Source organism: Nostoc sp. WHI, from assembly GCF_015714725.1.
Taxonomy (GTDB): domain Bacteria; phylum Cyanobacteriota; class Cyanobacteriia; order Cyanobacteriales; family Nostocaceae; genus Nostoc.
On record NZ_WBKM01000219.1, the window covers coordinates 1 to 16659 of the forward strand.

The 16659-nt window shown below is 41.9% G+C and carries 17 protein-coding genes and 1 tRNA gene; 10 read left to right on the forward strand and 8 right to left on the reverse strand.

The features are described from left to right. Positions 1–39: 39 nt before the first annotated feature. Entirely contained in the window at positions 40–1140 is a 1101-nt protein-coding gene (gene ruvB / locus F8S12_RS21675; RefSeq protein WP_196518302.1) for a Holliday junction branch migration DNA helicase RuvB, read from the reverse strand. Between the two features lie 259 nt (positions 1141–1399). Here ruvB and hisF point away from each other — a divergent pair, with 259 nt between their 5' ends. From hisF to F8S12_RS21690, 3 genes are all read left to right on the forward strand, one after another. Next, the gene (gene hisF, locus F8S12_RS21680; protein ID WP_196518304.1) at positions 1400–2188 is read left to right on the forward strand and encodes an imidazole glycerol phosphate synthase subunit HisF; all 789 of its coding nucleotides are present in this window, start codon (positions 1400–1402) and stop codon (positions 2186–2188) included. 88 nt (positions 2189–2276) lie between these two features. Continuing rightward, positions 2277–2468, forward strand: a complete 192-nt coding sequence (locus tag F8S12_RS21685; RefSeq protein WP_196518307.1) for a hypothetical protein — start codon at positions 2277–2279, stop codon at positions 2466–2468. Positions 2469–2565: 97 nt separating this feature from the next. Beyond that, a tRNA-Ala gene (locus tag F8S12_RS21690) sits at positions 2566–2638 on the forward strand. 37 nt (positions 2639–2675) lie between these two features. Here F8S12_RS21690 and F8S12_RS21695 read toward each other — a convergent pair. After that, entirely contained in the window at positions 2676–3854 is a 1179-nt protein-coding gene (locus F8S12_RS21695; RefSeq protein ID WP_196518309.1) for an ATP-binding protein, read from the reverse strand. A 45-nt stretch (positions 3855–3899) separates the two neighbouring features. Here F8S12_RS21695 and F8S12_RS21700 point away from each other — a divergent pair, with 45 nt between their 5' ends. Continuing rightward, positions 3900–4463, forward strand: a complete 564-nt coding sequence (locus tag F8S12_RS21700; protein WP_196518311.1) for a Uma2 family endonuclease — start codon at positions 3900–3902, stop codon at positions 4461–4463. Between the two features lie 13 nt (positions 4464–4476). On the opposite strand, the gene F8S12_RS42035 is transcribed toward F8S12_RS21700, so the two are convergent. From F8S12_RS42035 to F8S12_RS21720, 4 genes are all read right to left on the reverse strand, one after another. Further along, a complete protein-coding gene (locus F8S12_RS42035; protein WP_196518313.1) occupies positions 4477–5157 on the reverse strand; it encodes a WD40 repeat domain-containing protein in 681 nt (226 codons plus the stop codon). Continuing rightward, positions 5087–6835: a hypothetical protein gene (locus F8S12_RS21710; protein ID WP_196518315.1), complete on the reverse strand. Its 1749-nt coding sequence runs from the start codon at positions 6833–6835 to the stop codon at positions 5087–5089. Before F8S12_RS21710 ends, F8S12_RS42035 begins: the two co-directional genes overlap by 71 nt. Position 6836: 1 nt before the next feature. After that, positions 6837–8402 carry an AAA family ATPase gene (locus tag F8S12_RS21715; protein WP_196518317.1) on the reverse strand — a complete coding sequence of 522 codons (1566 nt, stop codon included), beginning with the start codon at positions 8400–8402 and terminating at the stop codon, positions 6837–6839. 397 nt (positions 8403–8799) lie between these two features. Continuing rightward, complete coding sequence (locus F8S12_RS21720; RefSeq protein WP_196518319.1) at positions 8800–8943, reverse strand: hypothetical protein; 144 nt, start codon at positions 8941–8943, stop codon at positions 8800–8802. A 318-nt stretch (positions 8944–9261) separates the two neighbouring features. Here F8S12_RS21720 and F8S12_RS21725 point away from each other — a divergent pair, with 318 nt between their 5' ends. The 5 genes from F8S12_RS21725 to F8S12_RS21750 all read left to right on the forward strand — a co-directional run bounded on the left by F8S12_RS21725 (position 9262) and on the right by F8S12_RS21750 (position 14012). After that, entirely contained in the window at positions 9262–9696 is a 435-nt protein-coding gene (locus tag F8S12_RS21725) for a hypothetical protein (RefSeq protein WP_196518322.1), read from the forward strand. Positions 9697–10234: 538 nt separating this feature from the next. Beyond that, positions 10235–12427: a cation:proton antiporter gene (locus F8S12_RS21735; protein WP_196518324.1), complete on the forward strand. Its 2193-nt coding sequence runs from the start codon at positions 10235–10237 to the stop codon at positions 12425–12427. A gap of 4 nt (positions 12428–12431) precedes the next feature. Continuing rightward, positions 12432–12941: a hypothetical protein gene (locus F8S12_RS21740; protein WP_196518326.1), complete on the forward strand. Its 510-nt coding sequence runs from the start codon at positions 12432–12434 to the stop codon at positions 12939–12941. Positions 12942–12982: 41 nt separating this feature from the next. Beyond that, positions 12983–13195, forward strand: coding sequence for a hypothetical protein (locus F8S12_RS21745; RefSeq protein WP_196518328.1), 213 nt, complete (start codon positions 12983–12985; stop codon positions 13193–13195). Continuing rightward, the gene (locus tag F8S12_RS21750) at positions 13173–14012 is read left to right on the forward strand and encodes an AMIN domain-containing protein (RefSeq protein WP_196518329.1); all 840 of its coding nucleotides are present in this window, start codon (positions 13173–13175) and stop codon (positions 14010–14012) included. Before F8S12_RS21745 ends, F8S12_RS21750 begins: the two co-directional genes overlap by 23 nt. Before the next feature lie 155 nt (positions 14013–14167). Here the strand turns inward: F8S12_RS21750 and F8S12_RS21755 are convergent, their stop codons facing one another. Further along, positions 14168–14707: a DUF3172 domain-containing protein gene (locus tag F8S12_RS21755; RefSeq protein ID WP_196518331.1), complete on the reverse strand. Its 540-nt coding sequence runs from the start codon at positions 14705–14707 to the stop codon at positions 14168–14170. Between the two features lie 494 nt (positions 14708–15201). Between F8S12_RS21755 and F8S12_RS21760 the strand changes: the two genes are divergently transcribed. Further along, a complete protein-coding gene (locus tag F8S12_RS21760) occupies positions 15202–16029 on the forward strand; it encodes an ABC transporter permease (protein ID WP_196518333.1) in 828 nt (275 codons plus the stop codon). A 126-nt stretch (positions 16030–16155) separates the two neighbouring features. On the opposite strand, the gene F8S12_RS21765 is transcribed toward F8S12_RS21760, so the two are convergent. Further along, positions 16156–16632 (reverse strand): NAD(P)H-quinone oxidoreductase subunit N, encoded by a 477-nt coding sequence (locus F8S12_RS21765; RefSeq protein WP_196518335.1) that lies wholly within the window; start codon positions 16630–16632, stop codon positions 16156–16158. Positions 16633–16659: the final 27 nt, after the last annotated feature.

Consider the following 16659-nt stretch of genomic DNA (forward strand, 5'->3'; position numbering starts at 1 on the left):
ATGCCCAATGCCCAATGCCCAATGCCCAATTTACTTTCATTACAATAATGACAACTGTTCATTAGGCGGCGTGAATCCCAAATGCTTATATGCTGCCTTAGTTGCCATTCTGCCACGATGAGTTCTAGTTAAATAGCCAATCTGCATGAGGTAAGGTTCGTACACCTCTTCAATAGTTTGGGTATCTTCACCCGTGGCTGCTGCCATTGTTTCCAACCCTACTGGCCCGCCATTAAATTGTTCAATTATCACACTTAGCATCTGGCGGTCTGTCCAATCTAAACCGCAGGGATCTACTTGGAATAGTTGCAATGCTTCAGATGCAACGCTTTCATTAATCTCGCCAGTTATTTTTACTTCCGCATAATCACGGACTCGCCTAAGTAGCCTATTAGCAATACGTGGCGTTCCCCGTGAACGACGGGCAATTTCTGTGGCACCATCTTCTGTAACAGGGGTTTTGAGTAATTGCGCGGTTCGCAGTACAATTTTAGTCAGTTCATCAACTTCGTAAAATCGTAATTTTTGAATTAAACCGAAGCGATCGCGCAGTGGTGAAGTTAAAGCACCCACACGGGTTGTAGCTCCCACTAGAGTAAACTTGGACAGAGGCAAACTTCTAATGCGAGCGCCAGAACCCTTACCAATAGTAATATCTAAGCGATAATCTTCCATTGCCGGATAGAGAATTTCCTCTGTCATCCGCGAGAGGCGATGAATTTCATCTACAAATAAAATATCCCCTGGCTTGAGGTTCACTAGTAGCCCGACAATATCTCGTGGACGTTCTAGGGCTGGCGCACTGGTAATTTTGTAATTTACCCCCATTTCCGATGCTAAAATCATTGCCATTGTGGTTTTGCCCAATCCCGGCGGCCCATACAGCAGCAAGTGATCCAACACCTCACCACGAGACTTGGCTGCTTTGATGGCAATATCTAGCACATCCTTTAAATCTTTTTGCCCTATGTAATCGGCAAATCGCTGCGGTCGAATTCCCTCTTCCTGCTTATCTTGTTCATCAACAGCAGCTTCAGGTTGCAAAATATTGTCTGTGGATGGTGTCCTCGCCGACTCTCGAAGCTGCTTTGGTTCTCCGTTGGGTTCTGGAGGCTGTTTTTTCGAGGAGATTATCGCCATAATTCAGCTATCTACTTTTAAGGGAACAGAATAATTCGTAATTTGTAATTAGGAGTGGGGAGGCAGAAGGAAAAAGAATAACCAATGCCCTTCAGGAGTGGTGAGTACCGAGTTGAGAATCTCACTTCTTCACTCAGTACTCGGAACTCGGAACTGTTTTTGCCCCATGAATAACGCCCGTGAAAATTTTCGTTTGAGAATACCCGCGCCAATTTAAAATTTAAATTCCGGTCAATTACCCAGGAGTACAAAAGTTATTATGTTATCTAAAAGAATCTTACCGTGCTTAGATGTGAAGGCGGGACGGGTTGTAAAAGGAGTTAACTTTGTCAACCTCCAAGATGCAGGCGATCCGGTAGAACTGGCCAAGGTTTACAATGAAGCCGGTGCTGATGAGTTAGTGTTTCTAGATATTACAGCTACTCATGAAGACCGAGCTACTATTTTAGATGTGGTCTACCGAACTGCTGAACAGGTCTTTATTCCATTGACTGTGGGTGGTGGCATTCAATCCTTAGAAAATGTTAAAGCTTTGTTACGAGCCGGCGCAGATAAGGTTAGTATTAACTCTGCGGCAGTGCGGGAACCAGACTTGATTAATCGGGCTAGCGATCGCTTTGGTAATCAGTGCATAGTTGTTGCTATTGATACCAGACGCAGAATTAACCCGGAAAATCCAGGTTGGGATGTATATGTGCGGGGTGGCAGAGAAAATACAGGCTTAGATGCCCTACTGTGGGCACAAGAAGTTGAAAAACGGGGGGCCGGAGAACTGCTAGTTACAAGTATGGATGCTGATGGAACCCAAGCCGGGTATGACATCGAGATCACACGGGCAATTGCCGATGCTGTAGAAATTCCAGTCATTGCTTCTGGTGGTGCAGGTAATTGTGAACACATTTACACTGCCCTAACTGAAGGCAAAGCTGAAGCAGCATTACTGGCATCTCTGTTACATTACGGACAATTAAGCGTAGCAGAAATCAAAAATTATTTGCGCGATCGCAATGTACCAGTCCGCTTGTCCTCCGAAACAGTTATTCATTAATTAATTAATGGCATCTATCTTAGGTAAGACACACTTCCTTAAAAGGGTGTTAATATTATTTTACAAGTATTAATAAATATTAAAAAATATGTTACTTCCTATTTTACTTTTTGATGTAGCTTTAGTGGCGTGGTCACTGCACCTGATGGAAAGAGCCTATGAGAGTAAGGAATTTTCTCTAATGTTGGCTGGTACGTTGGTTGCTTTAGCTGCTGCTGCCATGCTGGTAGTTTACTTTTTGATGGGGCACTGTATGACTTATTTGTTAAAGGTGTCGTAGAGAGTGCTAAGTACTAGAGGAGATATTTAAAATTTAGTTTCGATAAAAAGCTTGACAAAGTACCAATAATTAAGCGAATATATATAATGGATTTTAAGGGGTTATAGCGCAGTTGGTAGCGCACCTCAATGGCATTGAGGGGGTCAGCGGTTCGAATCCGCTTAGCTCCATTTTTTACAATCTAACCCTCTCCATTAACCGATAGGGTTAGGAAAGTTTTTCAAAAGGTTTTATTTGCTGTCTAACTAGCCAGTCTCGAAAGTTGGAATGATAGAGACTGTAATGGGTTTCTGAAGAGGTTTGTTGTTGCTGTAAGAACTCTAGCCAATTTTCTAAGACTTCCTCAACTTCATACTCATCAGTATTAAGAATACAAGCGATCGCTTCCACTGATATTGCTTTTTGCTGCTGTATTAAGACATTTAACACATCTATGCTATGTTCCGTTCCTTGTTCGAGTGGAATCATTTTGTGTAAATGCTGCTGATAATATGCTTCTAAAGCTGGGGGGAGTTGATTGTATTGCAATGGTTCCGGGTAGAAATTTTCTACGATCGCACTTATTATTTGACTGAGATACATAAAATTATTTTCGCTCAAAGTGGTAAGGCGATCGCAGAATTCTTGCTCCTTAATCTGGTGATTACTCAACCAAGATTTAAGATCCTCCCTTAACAAGGGGGAAATATTGCCCCCCTTTTGAAGGGGGGTTGGGGGGATCTCTTGAAGGGTTAGGTAACTTTGAATATATGCTTGAATATCTTGGCGACTTTCTTCTGGATAATCTGCTAAATCAAGACTTTGCGACGGCGTTTCAATTAATAAACCCGATTTCTCGCGCAAAAAAGGTCTACGAGTGAGGAGAAAATAGACCCCATCCGGGAGATAGCGGGGGAGATAAAACAGATTTGTACCAGGTGGTTGGCTGTTGCAGTCAATGCAATTTAACCCATCAATGGCAATTATCAGTTTTTGATGAGGTTCTAACTCATCACTGATTTGCTGGAGAAGACTAGAGAAAAACCAACTTCCCTCAGTGGCGTTATCAGGGAGGGAGGTGTAATTAAGCGAGTATTGATTAATGAGTTGCGTGCAGATATTTATGAGAAATTCGTCAGCATGATTTTTACCCTCAAGTTCGGCATTGTAATAAATAACTTGAGGATTGTTTGTCACATATTTGGCGAGGATGGCACTTTTCCCGCTACCGGGTGCGCCAATGATGGTGAAGTAACCCTGCTTATGGCGGTGGAGAAAGTTGTTAATAGCGGTGAAAACAAATTCACGACCGACAAAGTTTTGGCTTTTTTCTTGAATGATTTGCTCAAACTCCGTGGGATGTCCTCTGGAATTGATTGCAGTGGGTGGTCTGGGTGGTAAGTTCATAATTGTGAGGAATAATTAAAAGATGAGGCAACAGTAGAGGTGATCATGACTGTACAATTGCTAAGACGAAAATTCACAATTGAGCAATATCATAAGATGGTTGAGTCGGCGATTCTCACAGAGGATGACCGGGTGGAATTGATTCGGGGAGAGATTATTGATATGTCGCCTATTGGAACAAAACACGCTGCTTGTGTAAATCGACTTGTTAATCTGTTGATTCTGCTGTTGGGTAAACACGTTATACTTGCTGCTCAAAATCCGGTCGCGTTGAACAATAACTCAGAACCTCAGCCAGATGTAGCATTACTTAAGCCCCGTGATGATTTCTACGCCACTGCACACCCCCAACCACAAGATATTTTTTTACTAATTGAAGTTTCTGATTCGACTATCGTGTATGACCGGGAAGTGAAAATTCCTTTATATGCAGAAGCAAACATAATTGAAGTTTGGTTAGTAAATATTAACGAGCAAATTGTGGAAGTTTATCAACAACCAACAGCCGCAGGATATCAGTTGATGCAAAAGTTTACTAGCGGTCAAAGTTTATCAATTAAAGCTTTCCCTAATGTAAACATTACCGTCAATGAAATCTTTGGCAGATAAAATTACTTCCTTTTCATTTTCCTTTCATTTCCTCAAGACGCAAAAAATGCACTCTACCTGAAGCATCTCCTGCTACGATTGTCGTACCATCTGGAGCAACTGCACAGCAATAAATGAGACTATCCCCAGTGAAAGTTGTAATAACTTCTCCAGTTGCCAAATTCCAGACTTTGAGGGTGTTATCATCGGATGCAGAAATCACCTGTTGCCCATTGGGAGTGACGGCGACGGCATTTACCGAGGAATTATGATCATTGAGGGTGAATAGTTCCTCCCCTATTGCTAGATTCCAGACTTTGAGGGTGTTGTCATCGGATGCAGAAATCACCTGTCGCCCATTGGGGGTGACGGCGACGGCATTTACCGAGGAATTATGATCATTGAGGGTGAATAGTTCCTCCCCTATTGCTAGATTCCAGACTTTGAGGGTGTTGTCATCGGATGCAGAAATCACCTGTCGCCCATTGGGGGTGACGGCGACGGCATTTACCGAGGAATTATGACCATTGAGGGTAAATAGTTCCTCCCCTGTTGCTAGATTCCAGACTTTGAGGGTGTTGTCATCGGATGCAGAAATTACCTGTTGTCCATTGGGGGTGACGGCGACGGCATTTACCGAGGAATTATGACCATTGAGGGTAAATAGTTCCTCCCCTGTTGCTAGATTCCAGACTTTGAGGGTGTTGTCTGTCATCGGATGCAGAAATTACCTGTTGTCCATTGAGAGTAACAGTAACTGCTTTGACCCAGTTACTATGACCCTTGAGGGGGAGTTTTTCCTCCCTAGTCTCCAAACTCCAGACTTTCAAGGTTTCGTCAGAAGATGCAGAAATTACCTGTTTACCATTGGGAGTAACGGTAACTGCTTGGAGCGAATGATTATGACCCTTGAGGGTGAATAGTTCTTTCCCAGTCTCCAAACTCCAAACTTTTAAAGTGCGGTCGCGGGATGCGGAAATCACCTGTTTAGAATTTTGAGTAACAGCAACTGCATTTACCGAGTGACTATGACCCTTGAGGGTGAGTTGTTCTTCCCCAGTTTCCAAACTCCAAACTTTTAAAGTGCAGTCACGAGATGCAGAAATTATCTGTTTACCATTGGGAGTAACAGCAACTGCTTTTACCGAGTTACTATGACCTTTGAAGGTGAATTTCTCATCTCTAGTTTCCAAACTCCAAACTTTTAGGGTACGCTCATCAGATGCAGAAATTAAATGTTTGCTATTAGGGGTAATAACGATTGCATTTACGGAATCACTATGACCAGTGAGAGTAAATTGTTCCTCCCTAGTATCCAAACTCCAGACTTTTAAAGTTTCATCAGAAGATGCAGAAATCAACTGTTGACCATTAGGTGTGATGGCAACTGCATTTACCGAGTGACTATGACCTTTGAGAGTAAACAATTCCTCTCCAATCTCCAAACTCCAGACTTTTAAAGTTTCATCAGATGAAGCAGAAATTAACTGTTGACCGTTAGGGGTAACTGCAACGGCATTTACCGGGTGACTATGACCCTTGAGAGTGAACAATTCCTCTCCAATCTCTAAACTCCAGACTTTCAAGGTGCAATCAGATGAAGCAGAAATTAACTGTTGACCATTAGGTGTGACGGCGACTGCGTTGATAGAATGACTATGACCTGTGAGAGTGAACAATTCCTTCCCCGTCTCCAAACTCCAAACTTTCAAAGTGCAATCAGATGAAGCAGAAATCAACTGTTGACTATTAGGGGTAACTGCAACGGCATTTACCGAGAAGTTATGACCCTTAAGAGTGAACAGTTCTTCTCCAGTTTCCAAATTCCAGATTTTGAGGGTTTTATCATCGGATACAGAAATCACTTGTTGCCCATTGGGGGTGACGGCGACGGCATTTACCCAGGAAGTATGACCATTGAGGGTGCGAAGTAAGCGCCCCCCTGGTGGCGTTAAGCTAAGAGTCAAAGGACACAGCCAAGGGGTAGTTTTCTTTTGCTTTATTTTTGCCAGTAATTCCTGAATTTCCTCTGGCATTTTCTGATTTAGTAACCGTCCGTGCAATTGACTCGCTAATTGCCGCTTATCCACGACTAAAATATGCGCTGACAGTCTCAATGCACCTTGAATCAATTCCAGACTTGTGCCTTTTTTAAAGTTGTATTCTGAGTTATTAGACATCTCCCTATGATCAATCAAATCATAATCTTCAATTAGCGGCTGTACCCCAAACTCAGGATGGTTAATCTTGGCAGTGATGAAATCAAAATCAGTCAGGGTTTGGTAATACTCCTCTAAATTTCCCGACTTCACCAAGCTTGGCGCTAAACTACCCAAATAAGCACGTTGAAAAGCAGGACTTTGTAACGCTAATTTGTCAGCAAATTCTCCCATTTCACGCCATCTTCTTTATAAGGTAGTCTGCAATGCGTTGATTAACCTCTTGAAATAGGTTCCGTTTGGAATCTAAAACCCGTTTTGCTTTCAAAAAGTCCAAAAAACTTGCATGATAGATGCTGTGGCAGATTTCTCCTTTTATATCCTGCTTCTTCAAATATTCAACCCACTCTTCTAAAACTAATTGCACATCATATTCCTCTTGTTTGGCAATATCCGCTATCATCTCACAAGTAATTGGTGTGCCAATCTCCACTAAAATAAACAGGATAAATACTTTTTCTTCTTGGGGCTTTGCATCCATCCCCATACGTACCCAATGAACTTGATAATAATCCTTTAGACCATCGGGTAATTGCTTTAAACTCAGGTCATTATAGTCACCTTTAGCAATTCCTGGCAAAATATAACGCAGGTACATGAAATTATTTTCACTCTTAATTGCTACCTGCTCAACAAAATCATTATCAGAAATATTGCGGTCTTGAATCCATTGTCTAAGTGCCTTCTTATAGTCTTCATCGGCATTCAAAAAGAACCGAATATACTCCTGAATGTCTTCACGACTCAAATCAACATACTTAGTTGCGCTTAAATCTAGCTCATCGACAGGGACATCTGGTGCAGACAAGCGTTTTTTATCTATGGTATATGGTCGTCTAGTCAGCAGAAAATAAACACGTTCAGGAAGCGACGGCGGTAAATCTAAAAGATTCCCCCCTGTTTCTTGTTCGACTTCATCCAGCGCATCAACCACAATTACCAGGCGATCGCCAGCAGTCAGTTTTCTGCTAACCTGTTCTAATAAATCTGCTAAATTAGCCTTCTGGGCATTCTGCAACTGGTAACGCTTAATTAATTGTTTGCGAATACTTTCAAGAAATAGCTCCGGTCGATTGCGACCATCGGAGCGAATATTAAAATAGCATGGTGATTTATTGTCCCAGACGTATTTAGCAGCAATGGTACTCTTCCCCATCCCCGCATCACCCACTACTGTAAAATAACCACTGCGATTTTTATCGCAAAATTGCTTAAATGCGTCAAATACAAACTGACGACCACAAAATGAGCGAATTTTCTCTTTAATTAATGACTTAAATTCTGCTGAGTACTCGTCTAAATTCCATTCTGGAAAAGGTTCAAACTCGATTGATTTACTTCTTTTAGCAACCTTAATAAATATTTCCCCAAAGTCTTCTAATTGCGATCGCAGATCAATTCTCATCAATCGGATATCATATTCTGAATCCTTCCCCTGCAAAAACTTTTCTACTTCCTTGTAGAAACCCAAGGGATTATTTGAAGTATAAGCACTCCAAAAAGCATTTTTAATTTCTCTTTCTCGAAAAAGATTCAGCAGTACTTCCTGCTTATCCACACCATACTCAATTAAAGAATAAACATAAACACCATCAACATCTTTAGGTGGTTGTACTGGGTCAAAATTGAATTGTTTTAAGGTTCTAACTACAGTTTCATTGCGTTGAACTTGATTAATAACTAGAGAAGCCGCAGGTTTAGCAATACTTTTAAGTGCATTAACTACAGGGTCAATATTCATCTTTGCTAGCAGTAGAGATAATTTTTACACCTGTAACTTATCCTAACGACAGATGCCAAAATTAAGCAAATACATACATGTATAATAGCGATACCTTTCCTTCTCTACGAGAGGCTGCGCCAATGGAACGCTACGCATAGCTTGTTTGTCCGTAGGAGTACGGTAAGCTGCGCTAACGCTTCCTCATCTCTCTTCTTTTGTGTCCTCTGCGCCTCTGCGGTTCAATTCTCAGACTCATTTAGCGCAGTATGAGCGCTCACTTGTACCTAAAATAAAATGAAACATGGTGCGTAGGCGTAGCCCGCACTTCTCTACGAAAGGCTGCGCCAACGACAAGCTCAGTGACCATCGTAGACATCGCATATACGTTTCAGTACCAAACCCCAAACTTGAGCTTTTAAACCGCAACTTTCAGCATAAAAGGTGCAACTTTCAAGCTCAAAGGTGCAACTTTCAGCATAAAAGGCTCAACGTTCAAGCTCAAAGGCTCAACGTTCACCCTCAAAGGCTCAACCTTCAAGCTCAAAGGCTCAACATTCACCCTCAAAAGCTCAACTGCGGCAATATTAACTTTGCAACCATATCAACAAGTAGAAACCCCATAGATGCTTGGATACTAAAGATAACCATCTATGGTATAGAAATGTATAGAATCTTGTAAAGATATAAAATATAGTTGTTAAATGCACATATTTCTAGTTTCTTTCTCAATGCAGCTGTCTGTACCACCAAATCACTTTCAGCCAATGAAGATTGTCGCACGGGGGAAAGCTTAATTTATGGATAAATCTATTTATAAAAACTCTAATTTCTCTATTCTTCATTACTCCTAACTCCTAACTCAGCACTCAGCACTCCTATGACACCAACTTTATTTGGTCGTTGGCAAACTCGATTATTATTACTTGCAACTGTCGGCGTACTCGTATCTTTGCCATTTGCAATTGGTTGGATTGGTTTTAGTGCTAACTCAGTTTATTTTTGGATACTTGGTTATGTCGCTATCTTTGGCTTAGGTTGGGATGTGCTTTATGACTATCTGCAAAAATCCCGATGGGATAGAGATTGGCCAGCAGTTTATCAACTCTTAGCTGGTATATGGGAATTAGTATTTGTGTTTTGTGGAATAAAGCTGTTTGGCTTCTTACCAATACCTTTACCAAAAGAGGAACTCTCGCCAGCAGGTTTTCTATTACACTATAGCGTTGTGTGGCTAGCAGTTTTTATTAGTTCACAAAGCCTGATGCGAATTATTTTTCTTCGTTGGCGTTTTCGGGGTGGGGAGTGGTTGTGATACCTCAAATCATCAAAATTTTCAATTCGTTTTCACCTGTTTATTGACACAGATTTGACGATTACTTTGAGTCTTGGAAAATAATTACCCCAACTTTATTCACTATAATGGTTATTATGGCAGTCATTACTACCCTGATGGCATCACCACTGATTGCCGTTTTTTTACACGGTACAAGCTATGATAAATCTTCCGCTTAAGCAAATTTAAATATAAAATTAATTACCTAGTAATTGGGCAAAATTCTCTGCTTTGATTCTCGCTATAACCGCTAATTTGTTTGTAGTGACGTTTAAGTACCATTATAAACTGAATGCCCATTACCTATTTTTGGTTAAATCGGTAATTCGGAAGTTCTTCTATCTTTAGCTCCTAAAACTCATCAGAATTCATTTTTCACCTCTGTAACTGCGTCCTGACAGCAATTGACGTTATAACTAAGCCCAAATTAACCTTGGGGATATTTAATAAGCTTGACATTTTCCAGTCTTATAAAGAATCATCTTAGAAAAACCAGATAGTTACTTTTGAGGAAACCATGCACATAGTTATTCTCGTTCTGGTTGAGGTGTTGATTGTTATTGGACTTTCACGGTTAGTAGGGCTAGGATTCCGTTCCATTAAGCAACCACTGGTAATTGGTGAGATTGTCGCCGGGATTATGCTCGGCCCATCTTTATTTGGTTTAGTTGCTCCCGATCTAGCAGTTACCTTGTTTCCACCAGAAACTTTTCCTTTTTTAAATGTTTTGTCTCAGGTGGGACTAATATTTTTCATGTTTCTGATTGGGCTAGAACTAAATCCAAAATACCTCAGCGGACAATTAGAAGTAGCTGTTTTAACTTCTCACGTAAGTATTTTAGTGCCCTTTTCCTTAGGAACATTGCTAGCGGTAATACTTTATCCCCTAGTTTCCAACGCTAGTGTATCCTTTACCGCCTTCGCCTTGTTTTTGGGGGCAGCGATGTCGATTACTGCCTTTCCGGTATTGGCACGAATCATTACCGAGAACAATTTACAAGGAACGCGCTTAGGAACGTTGGCGTTAACTTGTGCAGCAGTAGATGATGTGACAGCTTGGTGTCTGTTAGCAGTAGCGATCGCAGTAGCTCGGACTGGCGACTTTGCTGGTGCCATACCCACAATTATCGCCAGCATAGTCTACATCGCCTTGATGCTAACGGCGGGACGTTGGTTCCTCAAACGCCTTACCAGCCATTACCTCCGGGCAGGACGCCTCAGCCAATTGCTGCTAGCTGGGATTTATATGGGAGTGGTTGCGTCGGCACTAATCACCGAACTAATTGGCATTCACTTAATTTTTGGGGCATTTTTACTGGGAGCAGCCATGCCCAAAAATGAAGATTTAGTGCGGGAATTGGCAGTAAAAACCGAAGATTTTGTTCTGATATTCTTGCTGCCAATATTTTTTGCCTACAGTGGTTTGCGAACGCAGATTGGCTTGCTCAACCGTCCAGAATTGTGGCTGTTGTGTGCGTTGGTTTTAGGAGTAGCGATCGCAGGCAAATATGTTGGCACTTACGTAGCGGCTCGTGTGAGCGGCATTAGTAAACGAGAAGCTTCGGCACTCGGTTGGTTAATGAATACTCGCGGCTTAACCGAACTGATAGTACTAAACATTGGTCTAGAGTTAGGGGTAATTTCCCCCTTAATATTTACCATGCTGGTAATTATGGCATTAGTAACTACATTCATGACCTCGCCATTGCTGGAATGGACATATCCGAAAAAGCTGATCAGGTTAGATGTCATGGAACCAGAGTCGGAAGTAGAGACAGGTATAAGCACTTCTGCTGGAAGTGAAACTTACATTCGTCCCTACCGAATTTTGGTGCCAGTGGCTAATCCGAGTACTCAAAAAGGTTTGCTACAGTTGGCAGTAGCATTGGCACGAAACTATCGACAACCCGCAGTTGTTCATCCCCTCAGCTTGATTGAATTTGAAGAAGATTATGGCTTTGAAAGTACCCCAATTGAGGCAGATCGATTAATCGCCCAGCGTCGCCAGCAGCTAGAACAACTGATTAACACTCTCGAACCGCCAGAAACACGCTCTTATGTGCATCCCATCGTTCGCATATCCAGCAATGTCGCACGGGAAACAGCACAAATTGCCGTATTAGACCAAGTTGATTTAATTCTCGTGGGATGGCATCGTCCAGCTTTTAGTAGCAATCGCTTAGGTGGAAAAGTCGGTCAAATGCTCACCACTGCCCCAGTTGATGTCGCAGTATTTGTAGATCGGGGAAGCGATCGCTTAGAAAGCTTGTTGGTGCCTTATTCTGCAAATATTCACGATGATTTGGCATTTATATTGGCTTTGAGACTGCTAATCAATAATGAAACTTGTATGTTGCAAGTTTTACAGGTTTTACCGCCAAATTGCCTCAAGGATGAATTGAGTCACGATCTGGACATGATGATCCAACAATTACCGAAGAGTGTCCGCGATCGCATAGAAATCAAAATTGTCCAAGCTCCAGATCCAATCCAAGCTGTAGTCGAAGCTTCAAAAAATGTAGACCTGACAATTGCTGGCACCAGCCGCACTTGGGGCATTGAGCGTCAAACTTTGGGAAGATATACAGATCAACTAGCCATCCAATGTTCTTCTTCCCTGCTGATTACCCGCCGCTACAGTCAAGTCACCGCTCATCTAGCTTCCGTGCTTCCTGAAATTATTAGTCAAGAACCAACATTAAGGAGTTGAGATTATGAATCATTTCAACTTCAAATCTTTAATCTTTTACGGAGTAGCAATAAGTTCAGTGCTACTGTTGTTTAAAACTGTCAGCGCTTATGGGGAAAACAATCTCAAAGCTCCTCCTCCAGTTAACGGCCGCTATCGTCTAACCCTGGCTGAAAATTTGCCGAACTGTGAAAAATCGGATACCCTGACGTTAAATGTTGAGCAGTCAGGTATTTACTTAAATGCCTCTGTATTACCTGCAAACGCCAACCCTGATACCGACGAAAAGCACTCTCTGACAGGCATGTTGAAAAACCAGCAGTTAGATTTATCTGGAAAAGTTGGCAGATCAATTCTTTGTAATATTCCTCGCCCCCAAAATGATCCTCTGAACTCAGTCACAATTCAAATGCAACTGGTAAATAAAGGTAGTATGACAGGTCAACTAACCGTAAATGACATCCCACAAACTCTGAAATTTACTGGGACACCCCAAAAAGCTCAAGAAGAATCTCAAAAGTTAAACAATCATTGAATTGGAGAGTGGGGGTAATACAGTTCGGTTAAGGTTTTTTGATGAAAATTCTAAATCGGAAAGACGCAATAAATCGCCGTCACGACGAAAGATTGATTATTGCAGAGACGGCGATTTATCGCGTCTCTTGTCTTAACCGAACCCTATTGGGAGTGAGGGTAGGAATGTTGAAGCGGCAAGTAAACAGCAATGTGAGCGCCTTATATGGGTTTTATGGAGCAGATAAAAAGAATGGATCAGGGACTAAAGACTAGGCAATTTTGCCAATGGCGCAAGCAGCTATTTAGCATCAGTGTATTAGGATTTTATGCAGCGATCGCCCTCGATCCTTGCAGCACTGCCGCTACGCCATTGGCAAAGCTGAATAATTGGCGTTTTTCCCCCAAGACACAGCAACTCGAAATCACCCTCTCAGCAGGCACAACCCCCCGTTATTTCTACCTATCCCAACCCCCTCGTCTTGTTGTAGATTTACCGAATACTAAGTTGGGCAAAATTACCACACAACAAAATTATTCTGGAGCAATCCGCAGCATTCGCGTTTCTCAACTGAACGCAAACGCCACACGCATTGTCCTAGATTTAGCACCAGGGACTGTTTTAAATCTCAAACAAGTACAACTACAACCCGTTTCCCGAAAAAACTCCACTCGCTGGGTATTACGTCCGCTTATTTCTGGTAAAAGTACTACCGTAAAACCAGGAAATTCCTCACCTTCACCCAAGAAACAACCTCAAACACCGTATAAATCACAGCCGCCTGTTAACCTACCCGTAACTACTACTAACCCACAACCGCCCTTACTCATAGTTCCGCCTCCATCGAGCGCACTACCCCCAACCATTACTACTAACCCTGGGCAGCCTTTTGTAACTGTACCTCCCCTAACTCCTAATACATCCTTTGAACAACCTGGTTTTATTCTTCCCCCTCCTTCCTTCCCAAATCAACCCGGTAATTTAAACAGCATTCCTCCTTTCGGAATGTCTGAATTCCCAATTCCAACAATCCCCAATATTCCCAATCCCCAAGTGATCGAGTTTGGACAACCCCTTCCTAAAAGTAGATAAGCGCTAAAGATTAAACCTCTTGCAAAAGTCCTTCTTTTCGCTTTCTTCTTTGCGCCTTTGCGCCTTTGCGTGAGACAAAAAATTATTTATGCAAGAGGTCTATTGAAGAGCAGGGGAGCAGAGTTTCCCCAATCCCCAATGCCCATTATTCAAATCTAAAATCTGTCCGTTTCCTGAGGCGTTCCAACTGCTCCTGGTTGAGCCGTAAAGAAGTTTTGAGCCGCTTCATTCTGATATATGCACCTAATATCAGGTTTGTCACTGTCCAGATTACCTGTAAAGCCAAAGGTGTTCAGGCGATTTTTGCAATCTCTTACCTGATCAGATGTTATCAGCTTCCGTTGCTCTAAAATTGCCCAGTTGTTTTGTCGGATCACGCATCCAGGACGCATACTCGGTTGAGAAATGTAGACGTTGAAGGGGTTGAGAGTGACAAACAGTCTCGCGTCCATCACCATAGCGCTAGCCCCATTCTGCACGCAAATTTCCGGGTTTGGCGCTTTGGTGTCAATGAATTCACGGGAAGCCACATTTGATGGAGCCAACGTGGTTGTAGAACTAAAAGCAATGCCAATCCCAATTCCCAAAATCAACACCCCTCCCATAATTGCCATAGTCAAGAGGTTAAACATGGGAGATTGGAAAGCAGAGGGTTTAGCAGTAGTAGCCGATCTACCAGTCGATTTACGTTTCATTGTTGTTTAATCACCTTCACGCCTATTTGGCAGGGAGTGGTCTAAAGTTTTCTCCCTCCTTCAGTATGCCTAGTCTTGACTGTAATTGCCTACAACTTTTTGGATAGTATTCTTGTTAAAAGAGAAAAATAGAAACTTATCTAGATAATATTTCGACATAATTTCACCTTTCTCGGTTGTTGTTTCTATTTAGAAATAACTCGTGAAAATTGTTATTTATTTATGTCCTGTTTAACGAATTGTTATTAGTTATTACTTTTATGCTACTTGATCTGCAAATCACCTATGAACTGCATTCAAAGATTATACCATATTTTTGATTTGTATCAGATACTCTTGATTTGATTTGCATAACCGATACAGTCAGAATGCTTGGATCATCTAGCTTTTTATTTTTATTTTTAGTATTAGAGATTTTCGTTACCCCTAGTAATTGATGTGCCAAACAATGTAAATTAACATTTAATGAAATTTTAATAAGTAATTGAAAGCACGTGATATCTCAAAAAACGCCACTTTCGGGCAAGAGGTTCAAAACTTCGCAACTTCAAATTTTCCTAGCTGATAGTCTGACCATTTTTTGGGGAGATTGGTTAGATTTACGTGTAAGAATTGTACAAATTGCTGCATCAGGCTTAATATCTCCACTGATATATATTTTAGCTTTTGGCTTGGGTTTAGGTAATTACATCAAACCCGGCTCAGGAATTAGTGGTAACTATAACAACTATTTAGAATTTATCTTACCGGGGATGGTGGCACTATCGTCGATGACGATTAGCTTTGGAGGGACGACATTTTCGATTTGCGGAGACAGATTATTTACCAAAACCTTTGAGGAATTATTGTTAACTCCCATACACCCTCTAGCGTTGCATATCGGAAAAATGCTAGCGGGAGTAGTGCGGGGGTTGATGACATCCGGTTCCGTAATTTTAGTGGCAATACTGTTGACTGGGAACTGGAATTTTCTCAACCCACTATTTCTATTGTTGGTGGTGCTGAATTGTTCAGTATTTGCTGGGTTAGGGGTGATTGTCGGGTTGAGTGTGCGATCGCTCGAATCAGTCGGACTCTACAACAACTTTATAATTATTCCCATGTCCTTCTTAGGTGCAACCTTCTTTGACCCTGGTACATTACCAGCCGCCCTCAAAGTCATAGTTTACCTGTTGCCACTGACCTACGCTAGCATTGGACTGCGTGCAGTGGCTCATTTACCCTTGTCCCAGTTTCCTTGGTACAGCATACCAATTTTGCTGGTGATAGCGATCGCTCTTTCTCTGTGGGGTGGTTATAAATTTGCTCATCAACAAGATTAAAGTAATTCGTAATTCGTAATTCGTAATTCGTAATTAGTTAAAGGCTTCATTACAACCTCTGCTTTAATTGAATTGAGTCATTAGTCATTAGTTATGAGCAAATGACTAATGACTAATGACAAAGGACTAACTAGCTAAGAGAGTTTTTTCTAGAGAAGTCCAACGGAAGGCGCGATCGCCACCCCTTTCAATGACTACTTTCACTCGTGGTTCTAGCTGAGGCAAATTCGCTAAATACTCAAGTTCCTCATTAGAGAGAATATGCCCTTCAATAATCCACAAAACCAGCCCCTTTGACTTGGGTGGTAGCTGTTCTAAATGAGAACCGATAATTGGTGGCACATAGTATACATAACCTACTGCCGCACCACTACCAGTAGTTTTTTTACCAAGATGAGGAGGTCTGACTCCATGAACTCTTGTGAGATACGCAGCCACATCGCCCAGTCCTCTCGCAGTAATGTGAAGGGTGGTATAGCCGGATGCACGCAGTCGGCGCTGATACCGACCTTCATAACCCCCTTCCAGAGGTACATACACTCCAAGAGCGCCAAATTTTTCCAGATCGCGGATTAAACCGTTGCCAGTGGTAATTAGTGCCATAGATTTTTGTCTTATCCCACTCAGATA